At 73.5% G+C, this 16,871-nt stretch carries 14 protein-coding genes; 6 read left to right on the top strand and 8 right to left on the bottom strand.

The window, feature by feature from the left end:
* Positions 1-11 precede the first annotated feature (11 nt).
* Entirely contained in the window at positions 12-2,192 is a 2,181-nt protein-coding gene (locus tag ACGF8B_RS03360) for an FUSC family protein (protein WP_392734286.1), read from the bottom strand.
* 280 nt (positions 2,193-2,472) lie between these two features.
* Positions 2,473-3,654: a DUF2786 domain-containing protein gene (locus tag ACGF8B_RS03355; protein ID WP_392734284.1), complete on the bottom strand. Its 1,182-nt coding sequence runs from the start codon at positions 3,652-3,654 to the stop codon at positions 2,473-2,475.
* A 197-nt stretch (positions 3,655-3,851) separates the two neighbouring features.
* On the opposite strand from ACGF8B_RS03355, the gene ACGF8B_RS03350 reads away from it, so the two are divergent.
* The 4 genes from ACGF8B_RS03350 to ACGF8B_RS03335 all read left to right on the top strand — a co-directional run bounded on the left by ACGF8B_RS03350 (position 3,852) and on the right by ACGF8B_RS03335 (position 9,592).
* Entirely contained in the window at positions 3,852-4,859 is a 1,008-nt protein-coding gene (locus ACGF8B_RS03350; protein WP_392734282.1) for a DUF1259 domain-containing protein, read from the top strand.
* Positions 4,860-5,067: 208 nt separating this feature from the next.
* The gene (locus ACGF8B_RS03345) at positions 5,068-6,273 is read left to right on the top strand and encodes a cytochrome P450 (RefSeq protein ID WP_342284314.1); all 1,206 of its coding nucleotides are present in this window, start codon (positions 5,068-5,070) and stop codon (positions 6,271-6,273) included.
* A 457-nt stretch (positions 6,274-6,730) separates the two neighbouring features.
* The gene (locus tag ACGF8B_RS03340) at positions 6,731-7,789 is read left to right on the top strand and encodes a type III polyketide synthase (protein WP_392734279.1); all 1,059 of its coding nucleotides are present in this window, start codon (positions 6,731-6,733) and stop codon (positions 7,787-7,789) included.
* A 108-nt stretch (positions 7,790-7,897) separates the two neighbouring features.
* Positions 7,898-9,592: a bifunctional 3'-5' exonuclease/DNA polymerase gene (locus ACGF8B_RS03335; RefSeq protein ID WP_392734278.1), complete on the top strand. Its 1,695-nt coding sequence runs from the start codon at positions 7,898-7,900 to the stop codon at positions 9,590-9,592.
* On the opposite strand, the gene ACGF8B_RS03330 is transcribed toward ACGF8B_RS03335, so the two are convergent.
* The 3 genes from ACGF8B_RS03330 to ACGF8B_RS03320 all read right to left on the bottom strand — a co-directional run bounded on the left by ACGF8B_RS03330 (position 9,555) and on the right by ACGF8B_RS03320 (position 12,302).
* Entirely contained in the window at positions 9,555-9,767 is a 213-nt protein-coding gene (locus ACGF8B_RS03330) for a hypothetical protein (RefSeq protein ID WP_392734276.1), read from the bottom strand. The genes ACGF8B_RS03335 and ACGF8B_RS03330 overlap by 38 nt on opposite strands.
* 153 nt (positions 9,768-9,920) lie before the next feature.
* Positions 9,921-10,754 carry a carbohydrate-binding protein gene (locus ACGF8B_RS03325; protein ID WP_392734275.1) on the bottom strand — a complete coding sequence of 278 codons (834 nt, stop codon included), beginning with the start codon at positions 10,752-10,754 and terminating at the stop codon, positions 9,921-9,923.
* A 177-nt stretch (positions 10,755-10,931) separates the two neighbouring features.
* Entirely contained in the window at positions 10,932-12,302 is a 1,371-nt protein-coding gene (locus ACGF8B_RS03320; RefSeq protein WP_392734274.1) for an alpha-lytic protease prodomain-containing protein, read from the bottom strand.
* Positions 12,303-12,482: 180 nt separating this feature from the next.
* On the opposite strand from ACGF8B_RS03320, the gene ACGF8B_RS03315 reads away from it, so the two are divergent.
* Positions 12,483-13,163: a phosphotransferase gene (locus ACGF8B_RS03315; RefSeq protein WP_392734272.1), complete on the top strand. Its 681-nt coding sequence runs from the start codon at positions 12,483-12,485 to the stop codon at positions 13,161-13,163.
* Between the two features lie 71 nt (positions 13,164-13,234).
* Here ACGF8B_RS03315 and ACGF8B_RS03310 read toward each other — a convergent pair whose 3' ends face one another.
* The 3 genes from ACGF8B_RS03310 to ACGF8B_RS03300 form a co-directional block, all read right to left on the bottom strand.
* On the bottom strand, positions 13,235-13,360 hold the full coding sequence (locus ACGF8B_RS03310; protein ID WP_392734270.1) for a hypothetical protein: 126 nt from the start codon (positions 13,358-13,360) through the stop codon (positions 13,235-13,237).
* 247 nt (positions 13,361-13,607) lie between these two features.
* Positions 13,608-14,711, bottom strand: coding sequence for a winged helix DNA-binding domain-containing protein (locus tag ACGF8B_RS03305; protein WP_392734268.1), 1,104 nt, complete (start codon positions 14,709-14,711; stop codon positions 13,608-13,610).
* The gene (locus tag ACGF8B_RS03300) at positions 14,708-15,697 is read right to left on the bottom strand and encodes an MDR family NADP-dependent oxidoreductase (RefSeq protein WP_392734266.1); all 990 of its coding nucleotides are present in this window, start codon (positions 15,695-15,697) and stop codon (positions 14,708-14,710) included. Before ACGF8B_RS03300 ends, ACGF8B_RS03305 begins: the two co-directional genes overlap by 4 nt.
* Positions 15,698-15,825: 128 nt before the next feature.
* On the opposite strand from ACGF8B_RS03300, the gene ACGF8B_RS03295 reads away from it, so the two are divergent.
* A complete protein-coding gene (locus ACGF8B_RS03295; RefSeq protein WP_392734265.1) occupies positions 15,826-16,803 on the top strand; it encodes a helix-turn-helix transcriptional regulator in 978 nt (325 codons plus the stop codon).
* Positions 16,804-16,871 lie beyond the last annotated feature (68 nt).

Here is a 16,871-nt window from a genome sequence, read left to right as displayed (position 1 = left end):
GCCCGGTCCGGTCAACCCGCCTCCTTCTCGGGTGGGTTGTCCGCCCCGGGCGCCGCCTTCGGCTTCGGCTTCGGTTTTCCGTCCAGTCCCCGGGAGAACTCCTCCAGGGCTTCGAGGAGCAGATGGGCCCCTTCCCGCACGAAGGGGTCCGTCCGCCCCTCGTCCGCGAGCTGCCGCGCGTCCCACTCCGCCAGCGCCTCGCGCACCTCGGTCCAGTCCGGCACCTTCCGCTCCCGCACCGCCTTCGCCCCCTGCTCGGTGGCCCGGCGCAGCGCCTCGGCCAGGTGCGCCGCGTCCGGTTCGGGGGTGGCGTTGCCGCCCGGCAGGTGGGCCTCCAGGAGCATCGCGGCCCGGCCCAGCTGGGCCAGCGCGTGCTGGGTTTCGTCGGCGGCGGCGCGGGACAGGCCCCGGTTGCGCACCGGTTCGTGCTGGGCGGTGGCCAGCGCCTCCTGCCAGGCGACCCGGGCCTCACGGGTGTCGAGCAGCGCGGAGCGCACGTCGTCGTGGCCGCGCTCGGCCGGTTCGGCGTACTGGTCGACGACCGAGGCCGCGTACCGCCCGTCCGCCTTCAGCCAGTCGCCGAGCCTGCCGCGCAGCCTCGGGGTCTCCCAGGCCGGGTACAGGGCGTACGAGGTCATCGCGAGCAGGCCGCCCGCGAGGGTGAGGACGACCCGTTCGAGCACGGTCTGCGACCAGTCGTCGCCCGCCATCCCGAGCAGGAAGACGACGTACGCCGAGACGCAGGCCTGGCCGACCACGTACCCCGTGCCCATCAGCAGGTACATCAGCAGGGCGCAGAACACGGAGAGCACCGCGGCCGTGGTCACTCCGGGATGGGCGGTCTGGACGATCGCGGTGGCGAGCGAGACGCCGACGATCGTGCCGCCGAACCGGGCCACCGACCGCCCGTAGGTCTGGGAGAACTCCGGTCGCATCACCATGACGGCGGCCATCGGAGCCCAGTAGCCGTGGCCAAACGGCAGCGCGGTGCCGATGAGATAGCCGACGGCCGCGACGACGGACACCCGGACGGCGTGCCGCAGGATCGGTGACCCCGGGCGCAGCTCCGCGCGCATCGCCCTGCCGACGACGGGGACCAGCCGGAGCAGGGTGGGACGGCGGCGGTGCGGGGCGGGGGGTGTCCCGTCCGAGGGGGCCTTGATGGCCTCGGCGGCCTCCTCCGCCCTGGCGTCCTGTTCCTTCGTCCCCTCGCCCTCGGCCGTCTCGATGACGTCGGAGAGCAGGGCGCCGAGCCGGTCGGCGGCCCGGCGCGGCGGGCCGGTGAGCAGCGTTCCGGTGTCCGGGGTCTTCAGCGTGGCGACGGCGGACGGGGCCAGCTCGACCGGGTCGCCGTGCCGGATCGCGCGGGCCGCCGAGTCGAGCACCGATCCGGCGGCGGCGAGCAGCTCACGGACCCTCTCCCGCTCCGGTCCCTCGTCCGGCACTCCCAGGGACGGATCGGCGAGCGAGGCGAGCACCGGTCTGATCCGTTCCGCGACCCCTCGGGAGCCCCGCAGTTCGGGCGGCCGGCGGCGGGCCTGGCGCGGGGTGACCGCCGCCGCGCTGCGGGCCGTCATCAGCGGTACCGGGTCGAAGGGGGCGAGCGGGTCGTGGCGCAGCCGCCGGGCGTAGTCGGCCTCGGCGGCCAGCGCGTCGGCGAGGGCGTCGCGCTGGGCGCCCCATCTGCGTACCGGGAACAGGACGATCAGTGCCGCCTGCACGATCCCGCCGAAGAGGATCATCACGGCGTGCACGGCCGAGTTGGCGACGGAGGTGGGCAGGGTGACCGTGACCAGCATGATCGCCACGTTGGACGCCGCGATGATGCCGGCGGTCGGGCCCGCCGCCCAGGCCAGTCCCGCGACGAACGTCCAGAGGACCAGCAGGGCGAGGAACAGCGGCAGCCGGGAGCCGGTGAGATAGCCGAGGAACGTCGACACGGCGAGGCTCGCCCCGGAGACCAGGGCGAGTACGGGCCGGGGGCGCCAGCTGCGCTGGAAGGTGGCGATGGCCGCCTGGAACGCGCCGAACGCGGAGCTCGCCGCGACCACCGGGCCGAAGAACGCGAGGCTGACCCCGATGACCAGGGCGAGTCCGGCCGCACCTCGGACCGCGATGAGCGGTTCGAGACGGCGCCGCTCGATCGACAGCCCCGAGCGGGCGGTCTCCTTAAGCGCCCGGAGCCAGCTCATGCCGAGAGCCTAACCGGAATTCCCGATTGGCCCGAGTTGTCGGGAGTGGGACATGGCCGGGGCGGGAGGCCGTCCCGGCCGCGGTCCAAGGGCTGTCCCGCAATTCCTGGTGGAACAGTGCGCGGCGTCGGATGCGGTGCATCGCAAGGCGTAGGGACGCCTGAATACTGGATGTATTCGGGCGTTCCGACAACGCGGCGAGGTGCCGTAGCTGTCGTCGTGCGCCCGCCAGGAATTGCGGGACAGCCCTTGGGGTCGCCCCGCGGTACTCGCCGATCCCTCAGCGGTCGCCCCGGCCGCCCCGGAGCTCCGGGCCGTTGCCGCCCGTCCGGGCCCGGTCCGCCGCCGCCGTGCCGTGGGTCCATCCGTCCAGGTCGGTGGCGCCCCGGACCCGGGTGGTCGTGGTCTCGGGGAACATCCGTTCGGCGGTGTCCGTGACAGCCATGTCGCGGGCGGCGAGGACCGGGAGCAGCGCGGGGTCGCCGGGCCCCACCGGTCCGGTCCCGGCCCCGGCGGCGGTGACGCGGGCGGTGTCGGCGGCGAGCCTGCTGCCCAGCCGCTGGGCGTACGCCATCAGGAACGACTGCCGGAACGTCTTGGTCCGCCGGCGTCCGCCGGCCCGCTGGCCCGCCTCCGCCTTGGCCATCGCCACCGTGCCCTGGACCAGCAGGGAGGTGTACAGCAGCTCCACGGCGTCCAGGTCCGGCTCGAAGCCGACCACCGTGGAGAAGCCGAGGTCGCTGTTCCACACCGCGCGGCAGCGGTTCGCGGCGGCGACCGCGTCGAGCAGGATCGCCTTCGCCGTCTCGTACGGCGCGTCCACCCCGATCCGGCACGCCCCCGGCGCCTCCTTGCTGTGCGTACGGGCGGCGAGCAGGGCCTCGTCGATGGAGTGCCGGGCCATCAGCTCCTGCGCCTTGGTGGTGAGGGCCTCCGCCTCCTCGGGGAAGCCGGTCGCCTCCGCCTTGGCGAGCAGGGCGCGGATCCGGGTCAGCATCCGGGGCTCGTCGTGCGCCGGCGGCAGGTGGAGCCCGTGCGGGGAGGCGCCGGGCGGCGGCCCGACCGGCTCGATCGACGGGAGCCGCAGCAGCAGCCGGTACAGGCCGAGCACGGCGGACGCGTAGGAGAAGCGGTCCGGCCGGTTGCGGGGCGGCGCGGCGGGGAGCGCGTCGAGCTGGCCCTGCCAGCGGGGCGGCAGCCGCTCGTACCGGGCGGTCTCCGAGACGATCAGCCCGGCGGCGAGTCCGGCCGCCGTCTCGTCCAGGTCGCGGCGGACCAGGCGTACGACATCGGCGGGCTGCCAGCCGCGCTCCCAGGACCGGCGGACGAACTCCTCACCGCGCCGGAACAGTTCCGCGTCGGCCGCCGGGCCGGCGGCGAGCAGGGAGGCGCCGGTGTCGAGACCGGCGTCGCCGTCCGAGTAGAGGGCCGCCGCGAATGCCTGGTCGATCACCGGTTCCATGAGGTCAGGGTAGGCAGGGTGGTGCGGCGGGGTACGACCGGCCGGACCCCAGGGACGGACGGTCCCGACCGGGCCCGGCCGGAAGGCGCGCTTAGTCCATCCAGGCCCACCCGCTGACGATGTATCCGCTTTCATCCTTTCATCATGATTTCGCATGCTTTCATCTCGCCATGAAGGCGACCAATGGAGGCGATCGGATGATGACCGGAGACCGGCAGCAGGACCCGCGCGGCGCACGGGCGATCACGTCACGGCGGCGCGTGCTGACAGCCGCCGCGCTCGCGCCGGTACTGACCGCGACGAGCCCCGCCCCCGCCCGCGGCCTGTCCACCGGGACGACCGGGGCGGGGCACGGAAAGCGGGTGAAGCCGGTACCGACGGAGCTGGGCCACTGGGCGGGCGTCGCGAAGGCGCTGGGCCGCGAGGGCAACATGCTGCGCGGCACGATGTACCACACGGGCTTCCCCCGGCGGGATCTGCTGGTGGTCTCCGACGGCGTCGTCGTCACCCCGGGGCTGGCACTGGGCACACACGTGGCCTTCGTCCGCTACGCCGACGGCAGCACGATGGTCATGGGCGACGTGGTGGTCACCGAGGACGAGCTCCAGCACGTGATCGACGCGTGGCAGGCGCACGGGATCGAGCAGACCGCGCTCCACAAGCACCTGCTCGCCCAGACCCCCGACCTCTGGTGGGCCCATGTCCACGGGCACGGCCACGACGCGGTGGCCCTGGCCCGCGGGCTGCGCGCGGGATTCGACCGCACCGGCACCCCGCCCGCGGTGGCCCCGGACCGGTCGACCCCGGTCGACCTGGACATCGCCCGGATGGAGGCGGCGCTGGGCGCGAAGGGCTCCGTCGAGGACGGGCTCTACAAGATCCTCTTCGTGCGCCGCGAGACCGTCGCGGACGGCCATCTGATCCTGCCGCCCGGCCTGGGCTCGACCAGCGCGTTCAACTTCCAGCCGGTCGGCGGCGGCCGGGCCGCGCTCAGCGGCGACTGCGTCATGCGCGCCGACGAGGTCCCGCACGTACTGAAGGCGCTGCGGAGCGGCGGGATCAAGCTCGTCGAACTGCACAACCACCATCTGTCGGAGGACCCCCGCCTGTTCTTCACCCACTTCTGGGCGGTGGACGACGGCGTGCGGCTCGCCCGTGCGCTGCGCCGCGCGGTGGACGCCACCGACGTCGTACCGGGCGGCTGAGACCGGTCACGGACCGGCGGTCACCGCCCGTCCCGCCGGCCGCCGGACCGGATTGCGCCGGTCCAGCGACCGGCATCGTCCGATCCGTTCTGCATATGGACCAATCGGCCCGGGACGGCGCGTGGCCCAGAGGACGACCGGGCACCCATGTCCCGTCCAGGCCCGCGATTTCGTGAACCACCCGTCAGATCCCCCTCTGGAGCTCCGCATGGAACCAGTAGCCGGCGCACGGCACTGCCCGTTCGACTACGCCGAGGCCCTCGAATTCGACCCGGTGCTCAGGCACTTGATGACCGAAGAGCCCGTCTCCCGCATCCGCCTCCCGCACGGCGACGGCGAGGCATGGCTCGTCACCGGTTACGACGACGTGCGTACGGTGACCACCGACCGGCGCTTCAGCCGTACCGCCATCATCGGCCGGAACTTCCCGCGCATGACCCCCGAACCGATCGTGCAGGACGAGGCGATCAACGTGATGGACCCGCCGGGAAGCAGCCGGCTGCGCAGCCTGATCTCCAAGGGCTTCGCCCCCCGCCACCTGGAGCGCATGCGGGTGCGCACCCAGCACGTGGTCGACGAGCTGCTGGACCGGATGGAGGAGCACGGCGCCCCGGCCGACCTGTTCGAGCATCTGGCCGCCCCGCTGCCCCTGACCACCATCTGCGAGGTCCTCGACATCCCGGAGGCCGACCGCGCCCAACTGCGCGCCCACGCCCGGACGATGATGGACACCACCGTGGAGAACAAGCCCGCCGCGGTACGCGCCAAGGCCGATCTCCGCTCCTACTTCGAGACGTTGACCGCCGAGCGGCGCGCCGACCCGGGCGACGACCTGATCAGTGCGCTGGCCACCGCCCGCGACGGGGACGAGATCCTCAACGACCAGGAACTGACCGTCATGGCCATGGTCCTGCTCATCACGGGCCAGGACACCACCACGTACGAGATCGGGAACATCGCCTACACGCTGCTCACCAGGCCCGACGAGCTCGCCATGGTCCGCGACCGCCCCGAGATGCTCCCGCAGGCCATCGAGGAGCTGCTGCGCTTCATCCCCTTCCGCAAGGGCGTCGGCATCCCCCGGGTCGCCCTGGAGGACGTGGAGCTGAGCGGCGTACGGATCCGGGAAGGGGACATCGTGCACGTCTCCTATCTGACGGCCAACCGCGACGGCCGGAAGTTCGACCGCCCCGACGAGCTGGACCTGGAGCGGCAGGGACCGTCCCACATGACCTTCGGGTGGGGCGGGCACCACTGCCTCGGTGCCCCGCTCGCGGCCACGGAGCTCCAGATCGCCATCGGGACGCTGCTGAAGCGCTTCCCCGCGCTGAAACTGGCGGCTCCGGCCGAGGAGGTGCGCTGGAACAGGACGTCGATCTGGCGCTATCCCCTCGAACTGCCCGTCACCTGGTGACCGGGCGCTCCGACAGCCGTCATCGATGATGCGTCGGCCCCCGGCCGGCGGCAACCGGGACCGTTCCGGGCCGCCGGCCGGGGGCCGGCCCCGTTCCGGCCTCTTCCGGGCCCCGACCGGCGCCGGGCGCCCTCCGCGGCGCCCTCCGCGGCGCCCGCGCAGCGCCCCCGGCGGGTGCTCGGCGTGCGGCCCCGACCCGCCTGCCGTACCGTGATTCCGACGGCCACCCAAGCCGTGGCGGATCCACTTCCGCCCACGCACGGCTAGAACGTCAGTCTTCGACGGTCGGCCCGTCCGCGCCCGTTCCAGGGGTACCTGACCCGGCGCCGGAATCCACCAGTGAATCCACATCCGCGCAACGTCGCGCGTGCGGAACCGTGGTGGCCGCCTCCGGCCGGGAAGCCCCGGAACCCTTCGGGCCCGGCCGTGTTGGACCATGCCCGCTAGGAGGAGTTCCATGGCGGTTCTCTGCAAGCCGGCCATCGCGGTTCCCGAGTACGTCATCACCAACGAGGAAACCCTCGACCTGGCTCAACGGTTGCACGGCGACCACCCGCAGATCGACCTGGTCCTTCGTCTCATCGAACACACCGGGGTGCAGAAGCGGCACCTGATCCAGCCGATCGACAAGGTCTTGCAGCATCCGGGCTTCGACGCCCGCAGCGTCACCTACGAGGAACACACCAAGGCCCGGGTGCCCGAGGTGGTGCGCCGCGCGCTCGACCAGGCCGAACTGGAGCCGAGGCAGATCGACTTGATCGTCTACGTCTCCTGCACCGGCTTCATGATGCCGCCGCCGACCGCGTGGCTCATCGGCGAGATGGGCTTCAGGCCGGAGACCCGGCAGCTGCCGATCGCCCAGCTCGGCTGCGCCGCGGGCGGCGCGGCGGTCAACCGGGCCCACGACTTCTGCACCGCGTACCCCGACGGCAATGTGCTGATCGTGGCCTGCGAGTTCTGCTCGCTCTGCTACCAGCCCACCGACCTGGGTGTCGGATCGCTGCTGTCCAACGGGCTGTTCGGCGACGGCATAGCCGCCGTCGTGCTCCGGGGCAACGGCGGCACCGGGGTCCGTCTGGAACGCAACGGCTCGTACGTCATCCCGGCCACCGAGGACTGGATCTCCTACGCGGTCCGGTCCACCGGGTTCCACTTCCAGCTCGACAAGCGGGTGCCCGGCACCATGGAGCCCCTCGCACCGGCCCTGGAGGCGGTGGCCGAGGAGAACCAGTGGAACGCCGGAAAGATGGACTTCTACATCATCCACGCGGGCGGCCCGCGCATCCTGGACGACCTGAGCCACTTCCTGGACGTGCCGCCCGAGGCGTTCCGCTTCAGCCGGGCCACGCTCACCGAGTACGGCAACATAGCCAGCGCCGTGGTGCTCGATGCCCTCGGCCGCATGTTCGACGAGGCATCGGCCCTCGACGGCCACCGGGGTCTGATGGCCGGCTTCGGCCCCGGCATCACCGCCGAGATCTCGCTGGGCACCTGGACGAGCGAGTCCGAGTCCTGACACTTTCCGGTCCCCCGGTCCCGGAGCCCGCCAGGCATCTGCGGGCCGGGGGGACACGCACCGCCCGCCCACCGTCCGCTGTCAGTGCCGGGTGCCAGACTCGAAGGCATGACCGAACGGTGGGCCCTGGCCATGACGGAGACCGGCGGCGCCCTCCTCGCCCCGCTGGGCCCCACCGGCCTGCCCGCCGCCCCCGTCGTGGCCGAACCCGACCTGGTCGCGGCGGTCCGCTCCCGCCCCGGCGTCACCCGCTGGGTGTGGCGGTCCAGCGCCGAGATCTACCCGCGGCTGCTCGCGGCCGGCGTCCCCGTGGACCGCTGTTACGACATCGAGGTCGCCGAATCCATCCTCCTCGCCCACGAGGGGCGGCTCGGTGAGCCCCGCTCCGCGGCCGCCGCCCACGCCCGCCTGCGCGGCGCCCCCGTACCCCCCGACCCTCCGGCCCGCTCCGCCGAGCCGGGCTCGCAGTCCTCGCTCTTCGAGCCCAGCTCCGGCACCCGGCTCCCCTTCGAGGACCTGCTCCAGGTGTACGCCGACCAGCTCCGCAGGCACGACGCCGCCGCGCACCCGGGCAGGATGCGTCTGCTCACGGCCGCCGAGTCGGCCGGCATGCTGGTCGCCGCCGAGATGAACAGATCCGGTCTGCCCTGGCGCGCCGACGTCCACCGGCAGGTCCTGGACGAGCTGCTCGGCGAGCGCTACGCGGGTGGCGGCGAGCCCCGCAGACTGGCCGAGCTGGCCGACGAGGTGTCCGCGGCCTTCGGCAGACGGGTCCGCCCCGACCTCCCCGCCGACGTGGTGAAGGCGTTCGCGCAGGCCGGCATCAAGGTGAAGTCCACCCGCCGCTGGGAGCTGGAGGAGCTGGACCACCCGGCGGTGGAGCCCCTCGTCCAGTACAAGAAGCTGTACCGGATCTGGACGGCGCACGGCTGGAGCTGGCTCCAGGACTGGGTGCGCGACGGCCGCTTCCGCCCCGAGTACCTGCCGGGCGGCACGGTCAGCGGCCGCTGGACGACCAATGGTGGCGGGGCGCTCCAGATCCCCAAGGTGATACGGCGGGCCGTCGTCGCCGACGAGGGCTGGCGCCTGGTCGTCGCGGACGCCGACCAGATGGAGCCCCGGGTGCTCGCGGCGATCTCCCGCGACCGCGGCCTGATGGAGGTGGCGGGCCACGACGGCGATCTGTACACGGCACTGTCGGACCGGGCGTTCCACGGCGACCGGGACCATGCCAAGCTCGCGCTGCTGGGCGCCGTCTACGGCCAGACCTCGGGCGACGGCCTGAAGAATCTGGCCGCCCTGCGCCGGAGGTTCCCGCTGGCCGTGGCCTATGTCGACGATGCCGCGAAGGCCGGCGAGGACGGCCGTCTCGTGCGGACCTGGCTGGGCCGGACCAGCCCTCCCGCCGTCGGGAGCGGGGCCGACGAGGAGGCCGGCATCCCGCAGGAGAGTGCCGGCCTGCCCTTGGCCGACGGCGGGTTCACCCCCGGTTACGCGTCGTCGAACGCCCGCGCGCGGGGCCGCTTCACGCGCAATTTCGTGGTGCAGGGCAGCGCGGCCGACTGGGCGCTGCTGCTCCTGGCCGCACTGCGCCGGTCGCTGGGCGCGGCGGGTCTGCGGGCGGAGCTGGTCTTCTTCCAGCACGACGAGGTGATCGTGCACTGCCCCCGGGAGGAGGCGGAGACCGTCGTGGAGGCGATCCGGGCGGCCGGTGAGCTGGCCGGGCGGACCGCCTTCGGTGAGACACCGGTGCGTTTCCCGTTCACTACGGCGGTGGTGGAGCGTTATTCGGACGCGAAGTAGTGCCCGGGGCGGACCCCGGTGCGGTGCCCGGGCCCTCGCCGAACCCCGCGAGCCCGTGGTCGTAGTGCGCCGGACGCAGATGCTGATGCCGGTGCCGGGCGTTGAGCAGATGGATGACGAACGCTGCGATCGCGATCATCGCGAGGACGACCACGACCGTGACCAGGGTGTCCATGCGATACCGGCCCCCTTCGATGCGCAGGCCGACACGAGCGGCTCACCGGGAGCCGTACGCCTCCAGGCTACTCCGCTGTCCGGAGCGCGCCCCCGGGGAGGAGTCCCCGGGAGCGCGCCCGCGCAGCGGCGTACCCCCCACTGAGCTGCCTGTCTACCCGCGTTCCCACAGCGCGGGGACGTTCGGCGGTTCCCAGCCGGCCATGGCCGAGTGCGCCTGCAGACAGCGATACGTGGCGCCGCCGTACGTGACGCGGTCTCCCGCGCTGTAGAGCGTCCCGGCCGCCCAGGTGGAGCCGGGCGGGTCGGTCGGCGGATCGGTGGGCGGAACGGTCGGCCCCTGGTCGACGTCGAGGACGAAGTCGAACGTCCCCTCCCGCCCCGAGCCGATCTCCCGGACGTTCATCAGGAGCGCCGGGTCGAAGATCGAGTCGGTGTTGTTGCGCGGTTCGTCGGGGAAGTACAGCTGGGTGGTCAGGATGCCCGAGCCGGGTGCCTGGACCTTCACATGGATGTGACGCGTGCGCCCCGGGTACAGCCCCGGCACGATCGTGGTCAGGCTGAAGGCCCCGGCCTGGTCGGTGAACTGGTGCCCGCGGAAGGCGAATCCGCTCATGTCGTACGCGCCGTTGGTGTCGGCCTGCCAGAAGTCCAGCAGCGCTCCGGGGACGGGCTTGCAGCTCCGCCCGAAGACATAGCCGCTCACGGTCAGCGGGACGCCGGGCGTGCCCGCGGTCACCAGGCTCGTACGGAGCGGGGAGTTGGGCTTGAAGTAGGGCCCCTCGATCTGCTCGTGGGTCGGGCCGTCGCCGTCGTCGCAGTTCGGCGTGGGCGCCAGCGGCCGGCCACTGGTGCCGGCGTCGCGGGCCAGCGCGACGCCGCCGCCCGCGAGCAGCGGGACGGCTCCGGCCACGAGCGCGGCCTTGAGCAGTGTCTTGCGGCTGATCCGGCGGTCGTCGCCGGGGCCTTCGGTCGGTTCTGGGGTCATGGCTGATTCCTCGGGTGGGGGAAGGGCACGTGCATGACACGGAGCAGGAGCGGGAGGTGCGCGCCGCCCGGCCGGGAGGCGTGGAGTTGGGCCGGGCGGGCGCGGTCATCGGCGGCGGCCCCGTCGGGGCCGCCGGACCGGCCGGTCGGCGGAACCGGCCGGGGTGCGGGCCGGCCGTCAGACGCGCTGCCAGAGGGCCGGGACGTCCGGCGGCGTCCAGCCGGGCTGCGCCTGGTGCGGCTGGAGGCAGCGGTAGCTGTCGGAGCCGTAGGTCACGATGTCGCCCGACGCGTACGTCGTACCGGCCGCCCAGGTGCCGCCCGGCTCGGTCGGCGGGTCGGTGGGGTCGGGCGGGGTGCCGTTGGTGACCAGGGTGAGTCCGTACGCCTGGAGCGCCGGGTTCACCGGCTGGAAGTACGTCGTACCGCCCTGGGAGCAGTTGCCGGAGCCGCCGGAGGTGACGCCCTGCGCCTGGCTGCCCGAGATGAACGAGCCGCCGGAGTCACCGGGTTCGGCGCACACATTGGTGCGGGTGACACCGGAGACGGTGCCCTCCTGGTAGGTGACGCTGGTGTTGCGCTGCTGGACCGTCCCGCAGTGCCAGCCGGTCGTCGAGCCGGAGCGGCAGACCGACGCCCCCTCCAGCGCCTCGGTGGACCCGGTGACCGTCACATCGCCGTTGCCGTAGCCGTTCACCAGGGCGCGCGGCGTCCAGCCGGTGTTGGTGGCGACCCAGGAGTAGTCGCGGCCGGGGAAGGTGGAGCCCTGGAAGGAGCCCTGGGCCTGCTGGTTGTACCCGCTGGTACTGACCCCGGGCGTCCCGCAGTGACCGGCGCTGACGAAACCGGACTGGCTGCTGCCGCGCTTGACGGGGAAGCCTATGGAGCAGCGCCCCGAGCCGTTCATGTAGTACGCGTCACCGCCCCGGAGATCGGTGAGCGTACGGGGCCGCTCCGCGGACCGGCGTACCGTCACCACGTCGCGCGCCACACCCGCCTCGGCGAGGAGCCCGTCGGCGGCCGAGGCGCGGGCGGCCTGTACGACGACCCGGTTGGTGGCCACGTCGACGTACCAGACGGGCACCCCCTCGGGGGCCCGGCGCAGCGCGACGCGGTCCAGCGCGGCCTTGGCGGAGTCGAGTTCGGCCTGGCTGTGCTCGACGACCACGGGCCTGGCACCGGCCTCCCGGATCCGGGCGGCGTCCGAGGCGTCGGTGGTGGCCACGGTCAGGGCCGCGTCGTCGCCGCTCACCCGGGCCCCGGCGAAGTCCGCGCCGAGGGAGTGCTTCAGCCCGGCGGCGACGGCCGCCGCCCGGGCCTCGTGGCCGATCCGGCTGCGCGCCTGGTCGGCGGTCAGTCCGAGGTCGCGCCGCATGGCCTTCAGCAGACCGGGCGAGAGCTGCCCGGTCTCCGTGGCGGTGGGGGTGCGGAACTGCGAAGCCGGATCGGCGGATGCACTGCCGGTCAGGCCGGCCAGCGCGAGCGCACCGACGGCCACGGTGGCGGTACACGCGGCCAGGGCACGTCTGCGGAGCACGGAGCTCTCCACGGAACTCTCCTTGACTTCGGGGGAATTGCCGTCAAGGTAGCCGCGTACACGTCATCCCCAGGAGATCCCGTTCACCCCCTCACTTCGCGTTATGGGGCCCTGGCCGGCCGCGACGCCTCGCTGCTCCGTGGTCGCGCCGGGGAGGTCCACATACGCCGCCGATCCCCGTAGGTTCGCCCCATGCGAATAGGTGAGCTACTGGGTTCCGGCCGATCCGCCGATGTGTACGCGCTGGACGACAAGTGGGTGCTGCGCCACTACCGCGACGGCATGGACGCCACTCACGAGTGGGTGGTCATGTCCTACCTCGGCGCACACGGTTTCCCGGTCCCCCGCCTCGGCCCCCGGGACTCGGAGACGCCCCCCTGCGACCTGGTGCTGCAACGCCTGACCGGCCCGACGATGCGGGAAGCCCTGCTGACCGGCGAGGTGTCGGCGGCCGAAGCGGCAGCCGTGCTGGCCGGGCTGCTCGCCGAACTCCACACCGTTCCGGCCCGGCTGTCCCCGGATCCCGAGGACCGGATCCTCCACCTGGACCTGCATCCGGACAACGTGATGCTGACGGACCGGGGAGCGGTGGTGATCGACTGGAGCAACACCAGGGAGGGCGTTCCGGCCGCGGACCGGGCGATGACGTCCCTGATCCTGGCCCAGGCGGCGGTCGACCCCGGATTTCCGGCGCCGGCGGAAGCCCGTGCCCTGCTGACCGAGCTGCTGCCGCACTTCTCCGCCTCCGGCGGCATCCCCGCCCGCCACCTCACCGAGGCCGTCGCGCACCGCGCGGCCGACCCGGCGACGGGCCCGCAGGAGATGGCGCTGATCGACCGGGCGGCCTCCCTGGTCGTGGACCTGACCGCCTGAGCCGCCCCGCCCCCTTCTCTCCCCCTCCGCGCGTCCCCTCCCCCTCCGCGCGTCCCCTTTCCCTTCTCGCGTTACCGCCCGGCGGGCTGGGCCGGCAGCGTATAGACGTGCTGCGGGGTCACGACGCGGGTGATCGCCTCGCCGAAGAGGGTGCTCGGTTCCGAACCCCGGTAGTCGGTGTCGGTGTTGAGGAACACGTCATGGGCCGGCTCCCGTCACGGGAGAACAGAACTCCACCAGCGGCGTAGGCCCGGAGCGCCGGTGGCGCACGGACGGGGAACGCCGCCGGGATCCGGACGCGGCCCCGCGTCCGCGCACGGTTGCGGCCCTGGGGCCGCGCACAGTCGTGGCCCCGCGTCCGCGTCGCACAGTCGTGGCCCCGCGTCCGCGTCGCACGGCCGTGGCCCTGAGGCCGCGCACGGTCGCGCCGCGGCACCGGACCGCTCAGGACGACCGGCTCACCACCGCACCGCCCACGAACGGCAGCAGCCGTTCCGCCTCCTGCTCCAGGGCCGCCCGGTCGGGACCGGCGAGTGGGCGGAGCGGGGCCAGCCGCAGTGTGCCGGCGTCCAGGGACCATGTTCCGTGGACCCGGCCGTCGACCAGGAAGGCGGGGCGCACCCGGGCCTGGCCGGGCATCACGTGCTTGCGGTCCTCGTCGCTGATGACGCGGGTGCGGTCGGCATGGCCGAGCAGGACGTTGTCGAAGGCAGGCAGCAGCCGCACCGGGGCGGGGGTCCCGGGATCGGGCAGCTCCGCACCGGCCAGGTCGAACAGTTCCCGGCCGTCCGGGTCGCGGTAGCGGCGCAGTTCGCCGCGCATCTCCGCGACGACCTCGCCGAGGCGGGTCAGCCCGCACCAGGCCTGGACGTCCTTCACCCCGGCCGGGCCGAAGGCGGCCAGATAGCGGCGGATCAGCTCCTTCGCCGACTCCCTGGCGGCGGCCGCCGACTCGATGACCGCCATCGGGCGGCCCAGCCAGGCGTCGGCGGGCGTGACGGAGACCGCCGACCGGTTGCCCCAGGAGCCCCACGCGCCGGTGGCCGCGCCATGGACGAGGGGGGTGCTCAGCTCCGCCTGGCCGGCCAGGATCCGCCCGTCACGTCCCGGGTGGCGTTCGGCCAGCCGCCGGGCCAGCTCCTTGCGTGGCAGGGTTCCGCCCGCGAGCAGGCCGAGCACGTCGGACACCAGGGCCGCCGGGTCCAGGCCGGTGCTGTTCCGGGTGAAGTGCGGCGAGGCCGCGGTGCGGTCGAGCACGGCTTGCAGCAGCGGCCGCAGCCGGCGGAAGTCGTCGGCCGCGGCGAGGTGCTGGGTGGAGCGGAGCAGGCCGGACCGGACCACCCGCCGGTCCTCCAGCAGTGCGGTGAGCAGGGGCTGCGTAAAGCCGTTGATCCTGCTCCACAGCCCCACGTAGGCCCAGTTGGGCTCCTGCGCCTGGAGCGCGACCAGCCGCCCGATCACCTCCAGCGGGGCGCGATCGGTGCGGGCCAGCAGGAACTGACGGTCCAGCAGTGCCCGGTTCAGCGCCCGGAGGGACAGGGTGGTCACGACAGCCGCACCGACACATTGCCCCGGTGGGCCCCCTGGAGCAGGGCGAGGAACGCCGCAGGCACGTCCTCGATCCCGCCCTCGACGACCGTCTGCGGGTAGACGAACCGGCCCTCGGCCAGCCAGCTGCCGAAGTGCTCCTGCCAGGCCGCGATCTGACCGGGCGTGTGGTAGCAGGAGAACGGCAGCAGCTCCACGTCCCTGGCCCCGGCCGCCGCGGGGTCGGGGATCGGGAAGCGCTCCGCTGCGTCGCCGAGCTGGCTCGACAGCGAGCCGCACAGCGCGAAGCGCGCCCCCGGCCGGGCCACCCGCAACGCCGCCTCGTACTGCGCACCGCCCACGACGTCGAAGAAGACCGAGATGCCGTCGGGCGCGAGCTCCCTCAGCCGGTCGGCCGGGGAACCGTCGTGGTAGTCGAACGCGGCGTCGTAGCCGAGCTCGTTCACCAGGTAGTCGACCTTCGCCGGGCTTCCGGCGCTGCCGATCACCCGCGCAGCGCCGAGGCACCTGGCGATCTGCCCGGCCAGCGAGCCGACCCCGCCCGCCGCGCCGGAGACGAACACCACGTCGCCCTCGCCCACGGCCGCCACGTCGGCCATTCCGTAGTACGCGGTCGGCCCCTGCCCGAGGTGGTGGCCGGGGTCGGGGAAGAGTCCGCGGTCGAGCTTGACGTACCCGGAGGCCGGGCCCGCCGAGTACTCGCTCCAGCCGCTCATCGACCGGACCAGGTCACCGACCGCGAGCTCGGGGCTGTCGGACCGGACGACGGTGCCGATGGCGGCGACGCCCACCCGCTGTCCGGGCTGCCAGGCGGGCACCGGGATGGTGCAGTCGGCCCGCATCAGCTCCAGGTACGTCGCGGCGAGCCCCACCTGGTCGGTCCGCACCAGGACCTCGCCCGCCACCTCCGTCTCGGCGACGGTGAAGTGGCCGGGTGTGGGGATGCCGGTGATCTGTCCGGCCAGCTGGATCTCACGGGTGATCATTTCTTGGTCCTCACATCGTTCCGGTTCGGCCTTCGAGACCGACCGCATCGGTCCGGTTCGGCCTTCGGGATCGACTCTAGGGAGGCTTCCGGCCACTTTCCGGCCGGAAGTCGCGAGAGGATCCCGGCATGGCGAACACCAGCTCACGGACGCTCAGACTGCTCTCGCTGCTGCAGACCCACCGCCACTGGCCGGGCCTGGAACTGGCCGGCCGGCTCGGAGTGTCCGAGCGGACCCTGCGTCGCGACATCGACCGGCTGCGCGAGCTCGGCTACCCGGTCAGCGCGGCCCGGGGCACGGACGGCGGCTACCAGCTCGCGCCCGGCGCCGTACTGCCACCGCTGCTGCTGGACGACGAGGAGGCGGTGGCTCTCGCGGTCGGCATCGGCGACGCCGCGCAGAGCGGGATCGCGGGGATGGAGGAGGCATCCCTGCGGGCACTGACCAAGGTGGTACGGGTCCTGCCGCCCCGGCTGCGGGCCAGGGTGGACGCCCTGCGCGCGGTGACCGTTTCCGCCTCCGCGTCCGGGCCGGCCGTCGCGGCGGGCGTGCTCACCGCGATCGCCCAGGCGTGCCGGGACGAGGAACGGCTGCGGTTCGGCTATGCGTCCAGGGGCTCGGCAGCGGCCGAGCGCGAGGTCGAACCGCACCGCGTCGTCGCCACCGGCGGCCGCTGGTACCTGGTCGCCTACGACCTGCGCCGGCACGACTGGCGCAGCTTCCGCCTCGACCGGCTGACGGGTCCGAAGGCGACCGGCACCCGCTTCCGCCCCCGCCCGCTCCCGGCCGAGGACGCCGCGGCCTTCGTCCGGGCGGCGAGCGGCGCCCCGGCCCCGTACACGGTCGAGGCCCTGGTCCACGCGCCCGCCGCGCGGGTCCGGCAGGCGGTCGGCCAGTGGGGCACGGTCGAAGCGCTCGCCCCGGACAGCTGCCGCCTCACCATGACCTCCACCTCCCTCGACTGGCCGGCCCAGGCGCTGGGCAACGTGGGCGCGGAATTCGAGGTGCTGGGGCCGCCGGAGTTCACCGCGCACGTCCAGGACTGGGGCGCCCGCTTCCTCCGTGCCACCGGCAAGGCAGGGAAGGACCCCAGGTCAGAGGGCTGACCTGGGGTCCTTCGCGGTACCGTCCCGGGCTGCGGGCACGGGAGCCGCGCTCTACGCATACGGGCTGA

The sequence above is a fragment of the Streptomyces sp. NPDC047917 genome (assembly GCF_043204345.1).
GTDB lineage: Bacteria > Actinomycetota > Actinomycetes > Streptomycetales > Streptomycetaceae > Streptomyces > Streptomyces sanglieri.
Note: the sequence above shows the minus strand (reverse complement) of the source record. Positions and strands in the feature narration are given on the sequence as shown.

What these genes read in the sequence shown, in the direction of transcription:
- ACGF8B_RS03350 (WP_392734282.1), top strand. Translation starts at nt 3,852, where the DNA reads ATGATGACCGGAGACCGGCAGCAGGACCCGCGCGGCGCACGGGCGATC.
- ACGF8B_RS03340 (WP_392734279.1), top strand. Translation starts at nt 6,731, where the DNA reads ATGGCGGTTCTCTGCAAGCCGGCCATCGCGGTTCCCGAGTACGTCATC.
- ACGF8B_RS03325 (WP_392734275.1), bottom strand. Translation starts at nt 10,754, where the DNA reads ATGACCCCAGAACCGACCGAAGGCCCCGGCGACGACCGCCGGATCAGC.
- ACGF8B_RS03295 (WP_392734265.1), top strand. Translation starts at nt 15,826, where the DNA reads ATGGCGAACACCAGCTCACGGACGCTCAGACTGCTCTCGCTGCTGCAG.
- ACGF8B_RS03335 (WP_392734278.1), top strand. Translation starts at nt 7,898, where the DNA reads ATGACCGAACGGTGGGCCCTGGCCATGACGGAGACCGGCGGCGCCCTC.
- ACGF8B_RS03315 (WP_392734272.1), top strand. Translation starts at nt 12,483, where the DNA reads ATGCGAATAGGTGAGCTACTGGGTTCCGGCCGATCCGCCGATGTGTAC.
- ACGF8B_RS03330 (WP_392734276.1), bottom strand. Translation starts at nt 9,767, where the DNA reads ATGGACACCCTGGTCACGGTCGTGGTCGTCCTCGCGATGATCGCGATC.
- ACGF8B_RS03345 (WP_342284314.1), top strand. Translation starts at nt 5,068, where the DNA reads ATGGAACCAGTAGCCGGCGCACGGCACTGCCCGTTCGACTACGCCGAG.
- ACGF8B_RS03360 (WP_392734286.1), bottom strand. Translation starts at nt 2,192, where the DNA reads ATGAGCTGGCTCCGGGCGCTTAAGGAGACCGCCCGCTCGGGGCTGTCG.
- ACGF8B_RS03300 (WP_392734266.1), bottom strand. Translation starts at nt 15,697, where the DNA reads ATGATCACCCGTGAGATCCAGCTGGCCGGACAGATCACCGGCATCCCC.
- ACGF8B_RS03355 (WP_392734284.1), bottom strand. Translation starts at nt 3,654, where the DNA reads ATGGAACCGGTGATCGACCAGGCATTCGCGGCGGCCCTCTACTCGGAC.